The 15,079-nt window shown below is 49.2% G+C and carries 14 protein-coding genes; all 14 read left to right on the top strand.

Annotated features, from left to right (window positions below; translation table 11 throughout):
• Positions 1 to 6: 6 nt before the first annotated feature.
• Positions 7 to 657: an SIS domain-containing protein gene (locus ACESON_RS01360; RefSeq protein WP_177959497.1), complete on the top strand. Its 651-nt coding sequence runs from the start codon at positions 7 to 9 to the stop codon at positions 655 to 657.
• A gap of 117 nt (positions 658 to 774) precedes the next feature.
• Positions 775 to 1,557, top strand: coding sequence for a glycosyltransferase family A protein (locus ACESON_RS01355; RefSeq protein WP_373108135.1), 783 nt, complete (start codon positions 775 to 777; stop codon positions 1,555 to 1,557).
• Positions 1,558 to 1,606: 49 nt separating this feature from the next.
• On the top strand, positions 1,607 to 3,484 hold the full coding sequence (locus ACESON_RS01350; protein WP_177959472.1) for a hypothetical protein: 1,878 nt from the start codon (positions 1,607 to 1,609) through the stop codon (positions 3,482 to 3,484).
• A 13-nt stretch (positions 3,485 to 3,497) separates the two neighbouring features.
• On the top strand, positions 3,498 to 4,271 hold the full coding sequence (rfbF, locus tag ACESON_RS01345) for a glucose-1-phosphate cytidylyltransferase (RefSeq protein WP_177959471.1): 774 nt from the start codon (positions 3,498 to 3,500) through the stop codon (positions 4,269 to 4,271).
• 29 nt (positions 4,272 to 4,300) lie between these two features.
• Positions 4,301 to 5,362 carry a CDP-glucose 4,6-dehydratase gene (rfbG, locus tag ACESON_RS01340; protein WP_373108131.1) on the top strand — a complete coding sequence of 354 codons (1,062 nt, stop codon included), beginning with the start codon at positions 4,301 to 4,303 and terminating at the stop codon, positions 5,360 to 5,362.
• A 127-nt stretch (positions 5,363 to 5,489) separates the two neighbouring features.
• Positions 5,490 to 6,830: a lipopolysaccharide biosynthesis protein RfbH gene (gene rfbH, locus ACESON_RS01335; RefSeq protein ID WP_373108130.1), complete on the top strand. Its 1,341-nt coding sequence runs from the start codon at positions 5,490 to 5,492 to the stop codon at positions 6,828 to 6,830.
• A 95-nt stretch (positions 6,831 to 6,925) separates the two neighbouring features.
• Positions 6,926 to 7,771: a phosphorylcholine transferase LicD gene (locus ACESON_RS01330; protein WP_373108128.1), complete on the top strand. Its 846-nt coding sequence runs from the start codon at positions 6,926 to 6,928 to the stop codon at positions 7,769 to 7,771.
• 14 nt (positions 7,772 to 7,785) lie between these two features.
• Positions 7,786 to 8,727, top strand: coding sequence for a glycosyltransferase (locus ACESON_RS01325; RefSeq protein ID WP_177959467.1), 942 nt, complete (start codon positions 7,786 to 7,788; stop codon positions 8,725 to 8,727).
• 311 nt (positions 8,728 to 9,038) lie between these two features.
• Positions 9,039 to 10,700 carry an ABC transporter substrate-binding protein gene (locus ACESON_RS01320; protein WP_373108125.1) on the top strand — a complete coding sequence of 554 codons (1,662 nt, stop codon included), beginning with the start codon at positions 9,039 to 9,041 and terminating at the stop codon, positions 10,698 to 10,700.
• A gap of 59 nt (positions 10,701 to 10,759) precedes the next feature.
• Positions 10,760 to 11,761, top strand: a complete 1,002-nt coding sequence (locus tag ACESON_RS01315; RefSeq protein WP_373108122.1) for an ABC transporter permease — start codon at positions 10,760 to 10,762, stop codon at positions 11,759 to 11,761.
• Positions 11,762 to 11,784: 23 nt separating this feature from the next.
• Positions 11,785 to 12,633 carry an ABC transporter permease gene (locus ACESON_RS01310; protein ID WP_373108120.1) on the top strand — a complete coding sequence of 283 codons (849 nt, stop codon included), beginning with the start codon at positions 11,785 to 11,787 and terminating at the stop codon, positions 12,631 to 12,633.
• 27 nt (positions 12,634 to 12,660) lie between these two features.
• On the top strand, positions 12,661 to 13,620 hold the full coding sequence (locus ACESON_RS01305) for an ABC transporter ATP-binding protein (RefSeq protein ID WP_373108118.1): 960 nt from the start codon (positions 12,661 to 12,663) through the stop codon (positions 13,618 to 13,620).
• A gap of 103 nt (positions 13,621 to 13,723) precedes the next feature.
• Positions 13,724 to 14,335 (top strand): ATP-binding cassette domain-containing protein, encoded by a 612-nt coding sequence (locus ACESON_RS01300; RefSeq protein ID WP_177959464.1) that lies wholly within the window; start codon positions 13,724 to 13,726, stop codon positions 14,333 to 14,335.
• A complete protein-coding gene (larB, locus tag ACESON_RS01295; RefSeq protein ID WP_177959463.1) occupies positions 14,336 to 15,079 on the top strand; it encodes a nickel pincer cofactor biosynthesis protein LarB in 744 nt (247 codons plus the stop codon). It abuts the gene before it with no gap.

Here is a 15,079-nt window from a genome sequence, read left to right as displayed (position 1 = left end):
GATATGATGACAGAACTGACAGAAAAGCAGCAGGAGATTTTTGATGAGCTGTTTTTGCGATACCCCTGTCTGGAAGCTGTCCGCGGGCAGCTTCTTGACGCCTACAGAATGATGGAGGAGTGCTATGCAGGCGGCGGTAAGCTTCTGGTAGGCGGAAACGGCGGAAGCTGCGCAGATGCAGAGCATATTGTAGGAGAGCTGATGAAGGGCTTTATAAAAAGCCGCAGGCTTCCGGAAGAGCTGCGCCGGCGAATGGAGGAAATCGGCGGGGAACAGGGAAGAAAACTGGCAGAAGGTCTCCAGGGAAGTCTTCCGGCGATTGCCCTGACCGGGCATCCGGGACTGTCTACAGCGTTTTTAAATGATGTGGACGGAGAAATGATTCTTGCCCAGCAGCTGTGTGGATACGGTGCGCCAGGAGATGTATTTCTGGGGATATCTACTTCCGGCAATTCCAGCAATGTGGATTACGCGGTGACGGTGGCTAAGGCGAAGGGGCTGAAGGTCATTGGGCTTACGGGAAAAGATGGAGGACGTCTGGGACAGAGGGCCGATGTGGCTGTGATTGTGCCGGAGAGAGAAACCTTTAAGATTCAGGAACTGCATCTGCCTATCTATCATGTTCTTTGCCTGATGCTGGAGGAGCGGTTTTTCTAAACAGAAGCACCGGAACGTTGTTATAAGAAATGCAGCCGTTGGGCCATGGAGTTTCTTGTCTGTATCCAGCGGACGGGAAACATGGCGGAGCTGTTATTTAGAATGAAGGAGTTTTTTATGCTGAGTCACACATATGCGATCTGCGCTTATAAAGATTCTCCCTGGCTGGAGGAGTGTATCAGATCCCTGAAGCGGCAGTCTGTGCCGTCAGAGATTATTCTGTGTACCTCCACGCCAAGCAAATATATTCAGGCTATGGCTGAGATTTTTGGTCTGCCTCTTTATGTGCGGGACGGGGAAAGTGATATTCAGGCAGACTGGAATTTTGCCTACAGCAAGGCAAAAACAAGACTGGTGACGATTGCCCATCAGGATGACTGTTATCATAAGAATTACGGAAAGTATGTGCAGGAGTGCTGGGAGCAGTATCCGGATACAACGGTTTTTACAACAGACTGCGGAATTCTCCGTAATTCGGATCCGGTGAATCCGGGGATGGTTCAGTTTGTGAAGCATTTGCTGCGGGTGCCGCTGCGGTTCCATGGTCTGGCAGACAGAACCTGGATAAAGCGTCTGCCTCTAATTCTGGGAAATCCCATTATCTGCCCGTCCTGTACGTATGATAAGGAGGCCCTGGGGGAACCGCTGTTTGACTCTCCCTATAAATTTGCGCTGGACTGGGATACCATGTGGAAGCTGGCCGAAAGGCCGGGACGTTTTATCTGTGAGGAGAAGCCTTTGATCAGCTATCGGATTCACAGCGGAGCGACAACCAAGGAGTGTATAGAAAATCACAGAAGAGCACAGGAGGAAGAGGCCATGTTTCGGAAAATCTGGCCGGAGCCGGTTGTTCGGGTGATTATGTGGTTTTACAGGAAAGCCTACAGGGCGTACCAGTAACCGGAGTGAAACAGGAAGAAAGAAATTGATACAGGAGATTCAGGAGAACATGGAAAAAAAGTCTGAATATACGAAAATGAAAGGCTCAAAACAGCTGGAATCTGGCTGGATGAGGCGGGCTGCATTCTGGAAAATGGAAGTAATTATTATTCTTATGCTGACCGGCTTTGCTTTTTTTATTAACCGCCACATGAAGCTGGAATGTCTTTATATGGATGACCTTTACCAGTGGTACTGCTACAATGATCAGTCCTTCTGGGATGCAGTATTTACAATGGGAGGCACCCGGTTTCGGGTTTTGTACAACCTGGTTTCCTGGATTGAGATGGCTCTGTTCGGGATTCATATTAACTGGTATGTGCCCTTTAATATTATTTTGAATGTGGGGATCGCCTACACTCTTTACAGAATGTCCCGGCGCTTCAGTCACTCTATCTATGTGGGAGTGCTTTGCGCTGTGATTTTTCTGTCCTCCAGAATGTCTTATTATCAGATTGGACAGATTCTGGGACTGATGGAGTCCATGGCCCTCTGGATGGCTCTGGTGATTTTATATCTGCTCTATGGATATTTGAATGAGGAGGATGGCAGAGAGGAAAAGCGCCTCTACCTGGCAGCAGTTACCTATGTGGCTGTGTGTCTGGTTCATGAACGCTATATGGTTCTGCTTCCGCTGTTTTTCTTTGTACTGCTGTTTAAGAAAACAAAGGACTGGAAGCTGTGGGCAGCTCCTGCCGGGGGATTTCTTCTTGTTCAGCTTCTGCGTTTTATCAGCATTGGAACCATTTCACCGCCGGGAACCGGCGGTACAGATGTGGTGGATACCATGTCCCCTGCTTCTGTGCTTCATTTTGTTCTGAGCCAGATTGCCTATCTGTTTGGAATCAATGCGGGACCGGAGCATTTAAACGGACAGAATTTCCGGGAAGCGCCTATGGGCATTATGATTCTCATTGGCGTAGCGGATTTTATGCTTCTACTTCTGGTGCTGGCTTTTCTGTTAAAGCTGATTCAGCTGAGAAAAAACTGTGTCCGTTATCTGCAGACGGCCTTTCTCTTTGTGGCGTTTATCGGCGCCTGCATTGTCTGCTCCAGCGTAACAATCCGTGTGGAAATGCGGTGGGTATATGTGTCTTACGGCGCTGCCCTGCTGTTTTTATCCTGGATGTACGGTGTTTTGATTGACGGAGAAGCCCAGAGAGGACACTGGATGCAGGGAATTCCCTTCCTGGCTATGTTTACGGCTTATGTAGTACTGATGCTGCCGGTGGAAAATTATTACCGGGGACTGTTCCCGAATCTCTATTACTGGGCAGATCAGGAGCATTACAATTCTCTGGCAGAGGAAACCTACGGCCAGTACGGAGATGAGATTTTCGGGAAAACCCTGTATATCATCGGGGATTATTTTGAAATGGAAGAGTTTACGGAAGAGCATTTCTTCCGTGTGTTTGACCGCCAGCGCCGGAAGGACTGTGTGAAAATCGTCCACATTGACGATGTGCGGGATATTGGTCTGGTAACAGATGACATGCTGGTGATTCAGGAGGATCCGGCCAACAACCGGTATCAGGATATCACCCATGTGGTGAAAACCATGAAGTGCCGTCCTATTTACGGCTTTTACGATGACGGATGGATTGACGAGCGGGCGCAGGTGCAGGTGATGGCCGGAAGCACCGGAGAGATTAACCTGACCTTCCACTATCCCAGAGATCTGACAGAGGATCAGTGGCTGACGGTTTATGTAAATGGAGAAGGCCGGGAATATATTAATTTTGATACCAATACAAAAGAAGTAACCATAAAGGCAGACCCTTATGAGCCGGTAATGCTTCGGTTTGAGACGAATTTTTATGTGCCCAATGCACTTGAAAAAAGAGGAACTACCAGACTGGCGCTGCTGCTGGAGATGAAGGCGGAGTAACGGAGGAGAGAATATGAAGGTTGTAATTCTGGCCGGAGGGCTGGGAACGAGAATCAGTGAGGAAAGTCATTTAAAGCCAAAGCCCATGATTGAGATTGGCGGGCGGCCGATTTTATGGCACATTATGAAATACTATTCTGAGTTCGGATTTCACGAATTTGTGATCTGCCTTGGATATAAGCAGTATGTGGTAAAAGAATATTTTGCAGATTATTTTCTTCACACCTCAGATGTGACCTTTGATTTGGCCAACAACCAGATGGAGGTGCTGAACAATTATTCAGAGCCGTGGAAGGTAACTCTGGTGGATACGGGACTGTATACCATGACAGGAGGAAGGGTGAAGCGGATTCAGCAGTATATCGGAGACGAGCCCTTTATGCTGACCTACGGAGACGGGGTATGTAATGTGGATTTAAACGGTCTGGTGGAGTTTCACAAGAGTCATGGAAAGATTGCGACCATTACCACGGTTAATATCGGACAGCAGAAGGGAGTCCTTGATATTGGCTCTGACAATGTGATTCATGCTTTCCGGGAAAAATCTGCCAATGACGGCGCGGTGATTAACGGCGGCTTTATGGTGCTGAATCCCGAAATTTTTGGATACCTGAAGGACGATACTACTATTTTTGAACAGGGTCCCATGCAGATGCTGGCAGAGGAGGGACAGCTGATGTCCTATTATCATGACGGGTTCTGGCAGTGTATGGATACTCAAAGGGAAATGAAGAAGCTGGAGGCGCTCTGGCAGTCAGGAAATGCGCCCTGGAAAATCTGGAAATAAAAAACGGACGGGAAGAAGGCGAAAAAAAGATGAGGTATAATCTGGAAGAATGCAGAAAGTTTTATGCCGGAAAAAGGGTACTGGTAACAGGCCATACGGGATTTAAGGGAACATGGCTTTGCAGGATTCTCATGCTGGCTGGGGCGAAGGTTACGGGATATTCCCTGAATCCGCCGACAGAACCGTCAGTGTACGGGCTTCTTGATATGGAGGCATCAGGAATGACATCAGTGATTGGCGATGTACGGGATCTGGCGCAGCTGCGTAAGGTTTTTGAGGAGACAGAACCGGAGATCGTGCTTCATCTGGCAGCTCAGCCGATTGTGCGGGATTCCTACAGAGAGCCTGTGTATACTTATGAAACCAATGTAATGGGAACAGTGAATCTGCTGGAGTGCGTGCGTCTGACTCCCTCTGTGAAGTCAGTTCTTAACGTAACGACAGATAAGGTTTATGAAAACAGAGAGTGGGAGTATGGCTACCGGGAGTGTGATCCCTTAGACGGATATGATCCCTATTCTAACAGTAAATCCTGCTCGGAGCTGGTGACACACAGCTACCAGAAGTCCTTTTTCCAGGAACGGGACTGCGCCATCTCAACAGCCAGAGCAGGCAATGTGATTGGCGGCGGTGATTTTGCCAATGACCGGATTATTCCGGACTGTGTTCGGGCGATGGAAGCGGGAAAACAGATTGGGGTGCGCAATCCTTATTCTACCCGCCCCTTCCAGCATGTTTTAGAGCCTCTGTTTGTATACCTGCAGATTGCCCAGAAGCAGTATGAGGATCCTGCATTCCAGGGATATTATAATGTGGGACCGGATGACTGTGACTGTGTAACCACAGGCCAGCTGGTGACTATGTTCTGTGAACTTTGGGGAGACGGGGCAGCGTGGGAGAATCAGTCGGAGAACGGTCCCCACGAAGCGAATTTCCTGAAACTGGACTGTTCCAAAATCAAACACGTTTTTGGATGGCGGCCCCGGTGGCATATCCGGGAAGCGCTTGATAAGACGGTGGAATGGTCTAAGGCATACCTGGAGGGGCAGGAGCTGCAGAAAGTGACGGATCGACAGATTCTGGAATATTAAAGCTGTCTAAGGGCAGGAAAATTCCTTTACAAGCAAGCTTTACAAGAATTTTTCTGCCAGATCTCCCGCCGTCCTGAATAGTTGCCAGGAATAAAAAAGAAAGTTTATATAGAAACGGAGAAGAAATATGGAAAAATCACAGGAGCAGGACCGTCAGCAGATTCTGGATCTGGTTGCCGATTACTGCAGAAAATATCATTTGGAGAATAAGAAGCCTTATGAGCCGGGAGACAGAATTCCTTATGCATCCCGGGTGTACGATGAAAAAGAAATGGTAAATCTGGTAGACAGTGCCCTGGAATTCTGGCTTACAGCAGGGCGGTACACCGATGAATTTGAAGAGAAGCTGGCAAAATATCTGGGAGTCCGTTATTGTTCTCTGGTCAATTCCGGTTCTTCTGCCAATCTGGTGGCCTTTATGGCTCTGACCTCTCCTCTGCTCAAGGAGCGGCAGGTACGGCCGGGCGATGAGGTGATTACCGTGGCTGCAGGATTTCCCACCACAGTGACGCCTATGATTCAGTATGGGGCAGTGCCGGTATTTGTGGATGTGACTATTCCCCAGTACAATATTGATGTGACCCAGCTGGAGGCAGCTCTTTCAGAAAAGACAAAAGCAGTGATGATTGCCCATACTCTGGGAAATCCCTTTGATTTAAAGGCTGTTAAGGATTTCTGTGACAGACATGGGCTGTGGTTGGTTGAGGATAACTGTGATGCTCTGGGAAGCCGCTATACCATAGACGGAGAAGAGCGGTTTACGGGAACTGTCGGCGACATAGGAACCTCCAGCTTTTATCCGCCTCACCATATGACTATGGGAGAGGGCGGCGCTGTTTATACAGACAATCCGCTGTTAAACAGAATTATCCGCTCTTTCCGTGATTGGGGAAGAGACTGCGTGTGTCCGTCCGGACGGGACAATCTCTGCGGACACCGGTTTGATCGTCAGTACGGAGAGCTGCCTCTTGGGTATGATCACAAATATGTATACTCTCATTTTGGATACAATTTAAAGGCAACCGATCTGCAGGCGGCAGTTGGCTGCGCTCAGCTGGATAAATTCCCGGGCTTTGTAGAGCGCAGACGTCACAATTTTGACCGGCTGAAGGCAGCTCTCACAGGGGCTGAGGGCAGACTGATTCTTCCGGAGCCATGTGAAAATTCACGGCCCAGCTGGTTCGGATTTTTGATTACCTGCCGGGACGGTGTTGACAGAAACCAGGTGGTTCAGTATCTGGAGGACAAGGGTGTCCAGACGAGAATGCTGTTTGCCGGAAACCTGACCAAGCATCCTTGCTTTGATCAGATGCGGGCAGAAAAGAAGGGATACCGGATTGTGGGAGATCTGCATGTGGCAGATCAGATCATGCAGGATACCTTCTGGGTTGGAGTATATCCGGGTATGAGCGATGAAATGATTGACTATATGGCCAAAACAATTCTTGAGGCGGTAAACCTTTCATAAGGAATCAAACAGGAGCGGTCTGACTGATGATTTAAGGGAAACGGCACGGACGAGTCCGCCGGAGGGCGGTGCGGACGGCGGAAAAGAGGAAAAGAATGGAATACGATCTGACCAGGGTCCATGAGACCAATCTAAAAATATTAAAGGAAATTGACCGGATTTGCCGGAAATATAAAATTCAGTATATGTTAGACGGCGGAACGCTTCTGGGCGCTGTGCGCCACCAGGGCTTTATTCCCTGGGACGATGATGCTGATGTGGCATTTACCAGAAATCATTATGAGGCGTTTTTAAAGGTAGTGCGCCGGGAATTGCCGGATACCATGGAGCTGATCATGCCCTGGAGCTTTCAGAAGGGCCGCGTATTTTTTGATTTTACGGCAAGAATTATTTACAAAAACAGCCGGACCCATGAGAATACAGAGGAGATGGAGTTTTATGAAGGCAAGCTGAATCATCTGTGGGTCGATCTGTTTATTATTGATGAACTGCCTCAGAGTAAGGGAGGAGCGGCGCTGACACTTCTGATGCATAAGGCAGTTTACGCTTTGTCTATGGGGCACAGATATCATCTGGATTATCAGAAATACAGTCCCTTCCATAAGCTGGCGGTAGGGTGCTGTTCTACTGTGGGAAGGCTGATTCCCATGCATTTTTTGTTCCGGCTTCAGCAGCTTGTGGCAAAGAAAGACAAAAAGGGACGCAGCAATCTGCGGTATTACAGTAATTATCAGCCGGATTATCTGTATGTGACTCTGAAAAAGGAGTGGTGCGAGGAGCTGGTAGAGTTGGACTTCTGCGATACAAAGCTTATGGCCTCGAAATACTGGCATGATGTGCTGACCTGGGTTTACGGAGATTACATGACTCTGCCTCCAAAGGAAAAACGGGTGCCCTCCCATTCCACCATTCAGATTCAGGTGTTCGACGAAGAAGTGTAGGCAGGAGTGAAGCTATGAAAAAAGTGCTTTCCGTGGTAGTGTCTGTATATAATGAGGAACAGGCGCTGCCGGCGTTTTATGAGACCACCAGGCCGATTCTGGAAAGTCTGCCCTGGGATTATGAGCTGCTGTTTGTAGATGACGGAAGCAGAGACAGGAGCCTTTCTATTCTGGAAAAAATGGCAGAAGAAAATTCCAGAGTGAAGGTGATTTCTTTTTCCAGAAATTTCGGACATGAGGCAGCCATGATTGCCGGTGTGGATCGGGCATCCGGGGACGGGGTGGTCTGCATGGACGCGGATCTGCAGCATCCGCCGGAGTGTCTGCCAAAGATTGTAGAAAAGCTGGAGCAGGGCTGCGGCGTGATCAGTATGGTAAGAACCAGAAATACGTCTGCGGGGCTTCTGAAGAATATTACATCAGCAGGATTTTATGCCGTCATCAATGCGCTTTCAGATGTGAAATTTGAAGTAAATGCATCGGATTTTTTTGCAGTTTCCAGACAGGCGGCTGATGTGCTGCGGACCAGCTATCGGGAGAAAATCCGGTTTCTCAGAGGATATGTGCAGAACATCGGGTTTCAAAAGGCCCGCATCGAGTATGAGGCTCACGATCGGGTAGCCGGAGAGAGCAAATACAGTATTCAAAAGCTGCTTGCCTTTTCCATTAATACGATTATGTGTTTTTCTAACCTGCCCCTGAAACTGGGAATTTATGCCGGGATTTTTGCGGCCCTCTTAGGGGTGGCAGTCATGATTTACACGCTCTGTACCAGACAGGGGGCTCCCAGCGGCTATGCAACCATTGTAATTCTGATTTGTTTTATGTTTGCTATGCTGTTTGTGATTGTAGGAATCATCGGAGAATATATTGCAATTTTGTTCAGCGAGCTGAAGGATCGACCGGTTTATATTGTGGAAAAAACCTGGAATCTGGAAAGCCAGAGGAGGGAGTAATTCTGCGGGAAGATCAAAGCGAGGGCAGAAGAGAGCTTTGAGAAAAGTTTGATAAAAATCAGGAAAAGTTTACTCAAAAATTACCCAAACGTTTGCGCAAAGCTGTCTTGACGGAAGACACGGTTTCGATTATACTTAAAAAAAGACAGCACAAGCGGTCAGAGGGTGCAGAAGCGCCGGATTATGAAAACTTATTTGAAAGACTTATGATAATAGAAAGCCAGGAAGGTGACAGGTGTTCCCAAGGAGCGCGTTTATCTTTCCTGGCTGTTTTGATTTCATAGGAATAGAAAATTAAAGGAGAAAAGAAGATGAAGAAAAAAATTCCGGTGCTTGCTGTGCTGATGGCAGCGGCAGTGACAACAGGGTGTGGCCAGAAGGAGGCCAATGTTTTACAGGGAGAGAGCGGTCAGGCTGACATTCTTCAGGGAGAAAGCAGTTCGGTTCAGGAAAACCGCGAAGATGTTATTGTAGTGATGGGACCCACCTCAGAGCCAGAGGCAGGCTTTGACCCGGCATATGGATGGGGAGCTGGAGAACATGTCCATGAGCCTCTGATTCAGAGTACGCTGACTGTAACAACCTCAGATTTGAAGATCGATTATGATTTGGCTAAAACCATGGAGGCCAGCGAGGATGGGCTGACTTGGACTGTAGATATTCGTGATGATGTGAAATTTACAGATGGGGAGATGCTGACAGCAGAAGATGTGGCTTTTACCTACAATACACTGAGAGATACCAGCTCCGTCAATGATTTTACGATGCTGAAGGAGGCAGAGGCAGTAGATGGAGACACGGTGGTGTTCCATATGAACCGCCCCTATTCGATCTGGCCTTACACGATGGCGATCGTGGGAATTGTGCCAGAGCATGCCTACGGTCCGGATTATGGGGAAAATCCCATAGGCTCCGGCCGGTATGTGCTGAAGCAGTGGGATAAAGGACAGCAGGTAATTCTGGAAGCCAATCCGGATTATTATGGAGAGGCACCGAAAATGAAAAAGGTGACAATTCTGTTTATGGAGGAGGATGCGGCCTTTGCTGCAGCCCAGTCCGGACAGGTAGATCTGGCTTATACGGCAGCGCCTTATGCAGAACAGAAGATAGATGGCTTTGAGCTTTTAAGCTTTGCAACGGTGGACAATCGTGGCTTCAATCTTCCTGCCATTTCCCGGAAAGAAGGGGCAGAGGTGTCGGGAGAGGACGGACTTCCTATAGGCAATGACTTTACCAGTGATGTGAATGTTCGAAGAGCCATTAATCTTGCCATTGACCGGGATGCAATGATTGAGCATGTACTGAGTGGATATGGAAGTCCGGCTTACAGTGTCTGTGACAAAATGCCCTGGTACAATGGAATGTCTCAGACCGCCTATGATCCAGAAACGGCGGCAGAACTTTTAGATAAGGCAGGATGGAAAACCGGCGCAGACGGGATTCGGGAAAAGAACGGAGTGCGGGCAGCCTTCCCGCTGCTGTATCCGGCCAGTGATTCGGTGCGTCAGGCTTTGGCAGCAGATACAGCAAACCAGTTGAAAGGAATCGGCATTGAAGTAACCATTGAGGGCGTTGGCTGGGATGAGGCCTATGACAGAGCTCAGAGTGAGCCGCTGATGTGGGGCTGGGGAGCGCATACTCCGATGGAGCTTTATAATATTTATCACACAGCTCCGGGAAAGGCGCTGGCAGGATATTCTCCCTATGCCAATGAGAATGTTGATCGTTATATGGATGAGGCTATGAGCTGCAGCGATCTGGAGGAATCCTATGAACTGTGGAAAAAGGCACAGTGGGACGGAAGGACAGGGATTACCCAGGATGGAGATATCCCCTGGATCTGGCTGGTTAATATTGATCATCTTTACTGGGCAAAAGAAAATCTTCAGGTGGCAGAGCAGAAGCTGCATCCCCATGGTCATGGCTGGTCGATTGTAAATAATGTAGATCAGTGGAGCTGGAAAACAGAGTAACTGGAAAACAAAGCTGAGACAGAAAAGAAGCAGAAAGCAGAGAGAAGGAGGAGCATCATATGGAAAGCAGCAAAAAAGGAAGGAGTTTTTTCATTTTTGCAGGAAAAAAATGCATACGTATGGCAGTGCTTCTTTTTCTGGTCAGCGCTGCTACCTTCTGGCTGGTATCCATATCTCCTCTGGATCCTCTTTCAGCCAATATAGGGCAGGCGGCTCTTGGAAGTATGAGCCAGGAACAGATTGCAAAGCTTCAGGAATACTGGGGAGTAGGGACTCCGCCGGTGAAGCGTTTCCTTTCCTGGTTTGGAGATTTGCTTTGCGGCGACTGGGGAATGTCTCTGCTGTACCGCCGTCCGGTGATGGAAGTCATTCAGACAAAGCTGGCAAACTCTCTGTGGCTTATGGCAGCGGCCTGGCTTCTGTCTGGCCTGGTGGGATTTCTTCTGGGAATTGCCGCCGGATTCCGGCGGGGAAGTGCTGCAGACAGGATTATTTCCGGGTATGCCCTTGTAACAGCCAGCACACCGTCCTTTTGGCTGGCTCTGGTATTTTTAATGGTATTTGCTGTGTGGCTGAAATGGCTTCCGATTGGGCTGAGTGTGCCGATTGGCGTGGAGACGGCCGGAGTAACAATCCAGGATCGGCTGATTCATGCTGTTCTTCCGGTTTTAACTTTGTCAGTTACAGGGATTTCCAATATTGCTCTTCATACAAGAGAAAAAATGATTCAGGTTATGGAGAGCGATTATGTAATGTTTGCAAGAGCGAGAGGAGAGTCAGATTTTCGGATTCTTGTTCAGCACGGAGTTCGAAATATTCTTCTGCCGGCAATGACTCTGCAGTTTGCCTCTATCAGTGAAATATTTGGCGGTTCTGTGCTTGTGGAGCAGGTATTTTCCTATCCAGGGCTGGGACAGGCGGCAGTAACGGCGGGGCTGGGCGGAGATGTTCCGCTGCTGCTGGGAATTACTCTTATCAGTGCGGTGATTGTGTTTGCAGGTAATCTTGCAGCCGATCTGCTGTATGCAGCAGTGGATCCGCGGATGGCGGAAAAAAAATAAAGAGGCAGCGGGGAAGGAAGGACATGAAGAAAACGAAAAAAAGCAGTGTATTATCAGGAAACCGGAGGCAGCTTATGATGATCCTGTCTGCAGTTTGTCTGCTGCTTTTGGGGGGCATAGCCCTGGGGGGCTGGTGTTGGCAGGAGGAAGCTCTGGCAGTGGATTTTTCCAGAAAAAATCTGGCTCCCTGCCTTCAATATCCCTTTGGGACAGACTGGATGGGGCGGGATATGTTTGTAAGAACAATAGCAGGCCTGTCTTTAAGTATCCGCCTCGGGGCGGTAACGGCGGGAATCAGCTCGCTTATAGCCCTGGCCCTGGGACTGGGTGCAGCGGTTCTTGGAAAGGCAGCAGACAGCGTGATTGGCGGACTGATTGATCTGGTTCTGGGAATTCCTCATATTCTTTTGCTGGTGCTGATTTCTTATGGAGCCGGAAAAGGCTTTCGCGGTGTCATTATTGGAATTTCTCTGACGCACTGGACCTCCCTTGCCCGTCTTCTGCGGGCAGAGGCTCTGCAGGTTGTTTCCAGCCAGTATGTACAGATTGCCCGCAGGCTGGGAAAGGGACCTTGGTATCTGGCCGGAAAGCATTTGATGCCCCACCTGATTCCACAGATGCTGGTGGGAACGGTACTTTTATTTCCTCACGCCATTCTTCACGAAGCCAGCATTACCTTTCTGGGCTTTGGTCTTCCTCCAGAACAGCCGGCAATCGGCGTGATTCTCTCGGAAAGCATGAAATATCTGTCTATGGGACGCTGGTGGCTGGCGCTGTTTCCGGGGCTTTTGCTTGTGGCAGTGGTTCTGATGTTTCATGCAGTGGGGCAGGCAGTATCTGGTCTGCTGGATCCGGGACAGGCGCAGAAGTAACGGAGTGATGAGAAGGGAGGAAGGAAAATGATGGAAAACAGGGAAAATGACATGGAGAAGGCAGGGAGCAGTCCTCTGCTGGAGGTGGAACATCTGGAGGTTTCCTTTCTTCAGTATGAACGGGGCTGGCGTCAAAAAAACATCGTGCCGATCCGGGATTTAAGTCTGAGTGTTCATTCCGGAGAAATGGTAGCTGTGGTTGGTTCCAGCGGTTCCGGAAAAAGTCTCCTGGCTCATGCGGTCATGGGGCTTTTGCCTTACAATGGAAGCTGGAAGGGCGATATTCGTTATAGGGGAGAGGCGCTGACGGAAAAGCGTTTGAAAAAGCTGAGGGGCAGGGAGATTGTGCTGGTTCCCCAGAGTGTGTCTTACCTGGATCCTCTGATGAGGGCGGGAGAGCAGGTGAGAAAGGGGAAAAGAGATTCAGAAAGCCGTGAAAAATGTCGTCGTGTGCTGGGACGGTACGGTCTGGGGCCAGAGACAGAGGAGAGATATCCCTTTGAACTGTCCGGAGGAATGACGCGGCGCGTTCTCATTGCCACAGCTGTGCAGGAGGAACCGCGGCTGGTGATTGCAGATGAGCCGACACCAGGGCTCCATATGGATGCAGCGCGGCGGGTTATGGGACATTTTCGGGAAATTGCCGATGGGGGAGCCGGAGTGCTGGTGATTACTCATGATCTGGAGCTGGCGGCAGAGACAGCAGATCGGATTGTAGTATTTTATGCGGGAACGAATCTGGAGGAGGCGACAGCCGGAGATTTTTCGTCAGAGGAATGTTTGCGTCACCCTTACAGCAAGGCACTTTATCGGGCTATGCCAGATCATGGATTTTCTGCTTCTCCAGGAACTCAGCCCTATGTGGAAGCTATGCCGGAGGGCTGTCCCTATGGTCCCAGATGCCCCTGGTTTGAGGAAGCCTGCAGACAGGAGGTGCCTTACCGAAACCTGAGGAAGGGAAAGGTACGGTGCAGGAAGGCTCAGTAAAGGAAGATAAAACCAGAAGGGCGGAGCAGAAAAAAGAGGGGGAAACAGGAAGGCTGAAGAAAAGAGCAGAAGAGAATGGCGAACAGGGAAAAGGAGACAGAGTATGAAGCTAGAGGCCAGCGGTATTTCTTTCCGGTATCAAAAGGGAAACCGGGAAATTTTAAATAATGTGAGTCTGGAAATTGACAGTAAGGAGCGAGTGGGGCTGATTGCTCCCAGCGGTTTTGGAAAGACCACCTTTTGTAAGATTCTGGCAGGATATCAGAGACCGGATCAGGGAAGTGTGTTTTTGGACGGCAGGCCGCTGGAAACCTTTCAGGGCTACTGCCCGGTGCAGATGATCTGGCAGCATCCGGAGCTGTCTGTGAATCCCCGGCTGAAAATGAGAGAGGTTCTTTGTGAAGGGGATCGGATTCCGGAACGGATTGTGGAGGGACTTGGAATTGAACGGGATTGGCTGAACCGATATCCGGCAGAATTGTCCGGCGGAGAGCTGCAGCGATTCTGCATTGCCCGGGCCCTGGGAGAAAAAACGAAATTTCTTCTGGCAGATGAAATCAGTACGATGCTGGATCTGATTACCCAGAGCCAGATATGGAATTTTTTGATAAAAGAGGTTTCAGAGAGGGAAATCGGTCTGCTGGTTGTAAGTCATTCGGAACCTTTACTGGAACGACTGTGCAGCAGAATCATAAACCTATGGGAGGAAGGATAAATGGATGTAGGAGCATTGCTTTTGCAGGTAAAAAACGGACAGATAACAATAGATGAGGCAGAGCGCCTGCTGAAAGATCTGCCTTATGAGGAGCTGGGCTATGCGAAGCTGGATCATCACAGGAAGCTGCGTTCCGGCTTTGGGGAAACAGTATTTTGTCAGGGCAAGCCAGATGCTTATCTGGCGGAAATATTTCGGAAGCTGTGGGAACGGGACGGAGAGGTACTGGGAACCAGGGCAACACCAGAGCAGTATGAGCTGGTTCACAGGATCCTTCCAGAGGTGGTTTATGATCCGATTTCCAGAATTTTAAAGGCAGAGAAAAAAGAAAAGCAGAAGCAGGGACTGATTGCTGTCTGTACTGGGGGAACGGCTGACATTCCGGTAGCAGAAGAGGCAGCTCAGACAGCTGAGTATTTCGGATGTCGGGTAGATCGGATTTATGATGTAGGAGTGGCAGGAATTCATCGGCTTCTTGCGCAGCGCCACAGACTGGAACAGGCCAACTGCATTATTGCAGCAGCTGGAATGGAGGGCGCTTTGGGGACGGTGATTGCAGGACTGGCAGACTGCCCTGTGATAGCAGTTCCCACATCTGTAGGATATGGGGCAAGCTTTCATGGGCTGTCCGCTCTTTTGACTATGATTAATTCCTGTGCAAATGGAATTTCTGTAGTAAACATAGATAATGGATATGGCGCCGGATATCTGGCGACACAAATAAACAGACTGGCGGTGAGATAA

Origin of the sequence: Lachnoclostridium sp. Marseille-P6806, assembly GCF_964238185.1 — a bacterium.
Classification (GTDB): Bacteria; Bacillota; Clostridia; order Lachnospirales; family Lachnospiraceae; genus Brotaphodocola.
Note: the sequence above shows the minus strand (reverse complement) of the source record. Positions and strands in the feature narration are given on the sequence as shown.

Bases quoted from the DNA above. Each gene is read 5' to 3' on its own strand.
- ACESON_RS01310 (WP_373108120.1), top strand. From the start codon at position 11,785: ATGAAGAAAACGAAAAAAAGCAGTGTATTATCAGGAAACCGGAGGCAG.
- ACESON_RS01325 (WP_177959467.1), top strand. From the start codon at position 7,786: ATGAAAAAAGTGCTTTCCGTGGTAGTGTCTGTATATAATGAGGAACAG.
- larB (WP_177959463.1), top strand. From the start codon at position 14,336: ATGGATGTAGGAGCATTGCTTTTGCAGGTAAAAAACGGACAGATAACA.
- ACESON_RS01355 (WP_373108135.1), top strand. From the start codon at position 775: ATGCTGAGTCACACATATGCGATCTGCGCTTATAAAGATTCTCCCTGG.
- ACESON_RS01330 (WP_373108128.1), top strand. From the start codon at position 6,926: ATGGAATACGATCTGACCAGGGTCCATGAGACCAATCTAAAAATATTA.
- rfbF (WP_177959471.1), top strand. From the start codon at position 3,498: ATGAAGGTTGTAATTCTGGCCGGAGGGCTGGGAACGAGAATCAGTGAG.
- ACESON_RS01300 (WP_177959464.1), top strand. From the start codon at position 13,724: ATGAAGCTAGAGGCCAGCGGTATTTCTTTCCGGTATCAAAAGGGAAAC.
- ACESON_RS01315 (WP_373108122.1), top strand. From the start codon at position 10,760: ATGGAAAGCAGCAAAAAAGGAAGGAGTTTTTTCATTTTTGCAGGAAAA.
- ACESON_RS01360 (WP_177959497.1), top strand. From the start codon at position 7: ATGACAGAACTGACAGAAAAGCAGCAGGAGATTTTTGATGAGCTGTTT.
- rfbH (WP_373108130.1), top strand. From the start codon at position 5,490: ATGGAAAAATCACAGGAGCAGGACCGTCAGCAGATTCTGGATCTGGTT.
- ACESON_RS01305 (WP_373108118.1), top strand. From the start codon at position 12,661: ATGATGGAAAACAGGGAAAATGACATGGAGAAGGCAGGGAGCAGTCCT.
- rfbG (WP_373108131.1), top strand. From the start codon at position 4,301: ATGAGGTATAATCTGGAAGAATGCAGAAAGTTTTATGCCGGAAAAAGG.
- ACESON_RS01320 (WP_373108125.1), top strand. From the start codon at position 9,039: ATGAAGAAAAAAATTCCGGTGCTTGCTGTGCTGATGGCAGCGGCAGTG.
- ACESON_RS01350 (WP_177959472.1), top strand. From the start codon at position 1,607: ATGGAAAAAAAGTCTGAATATACGAAAATGAAAGGCTCAAAACAGCTG.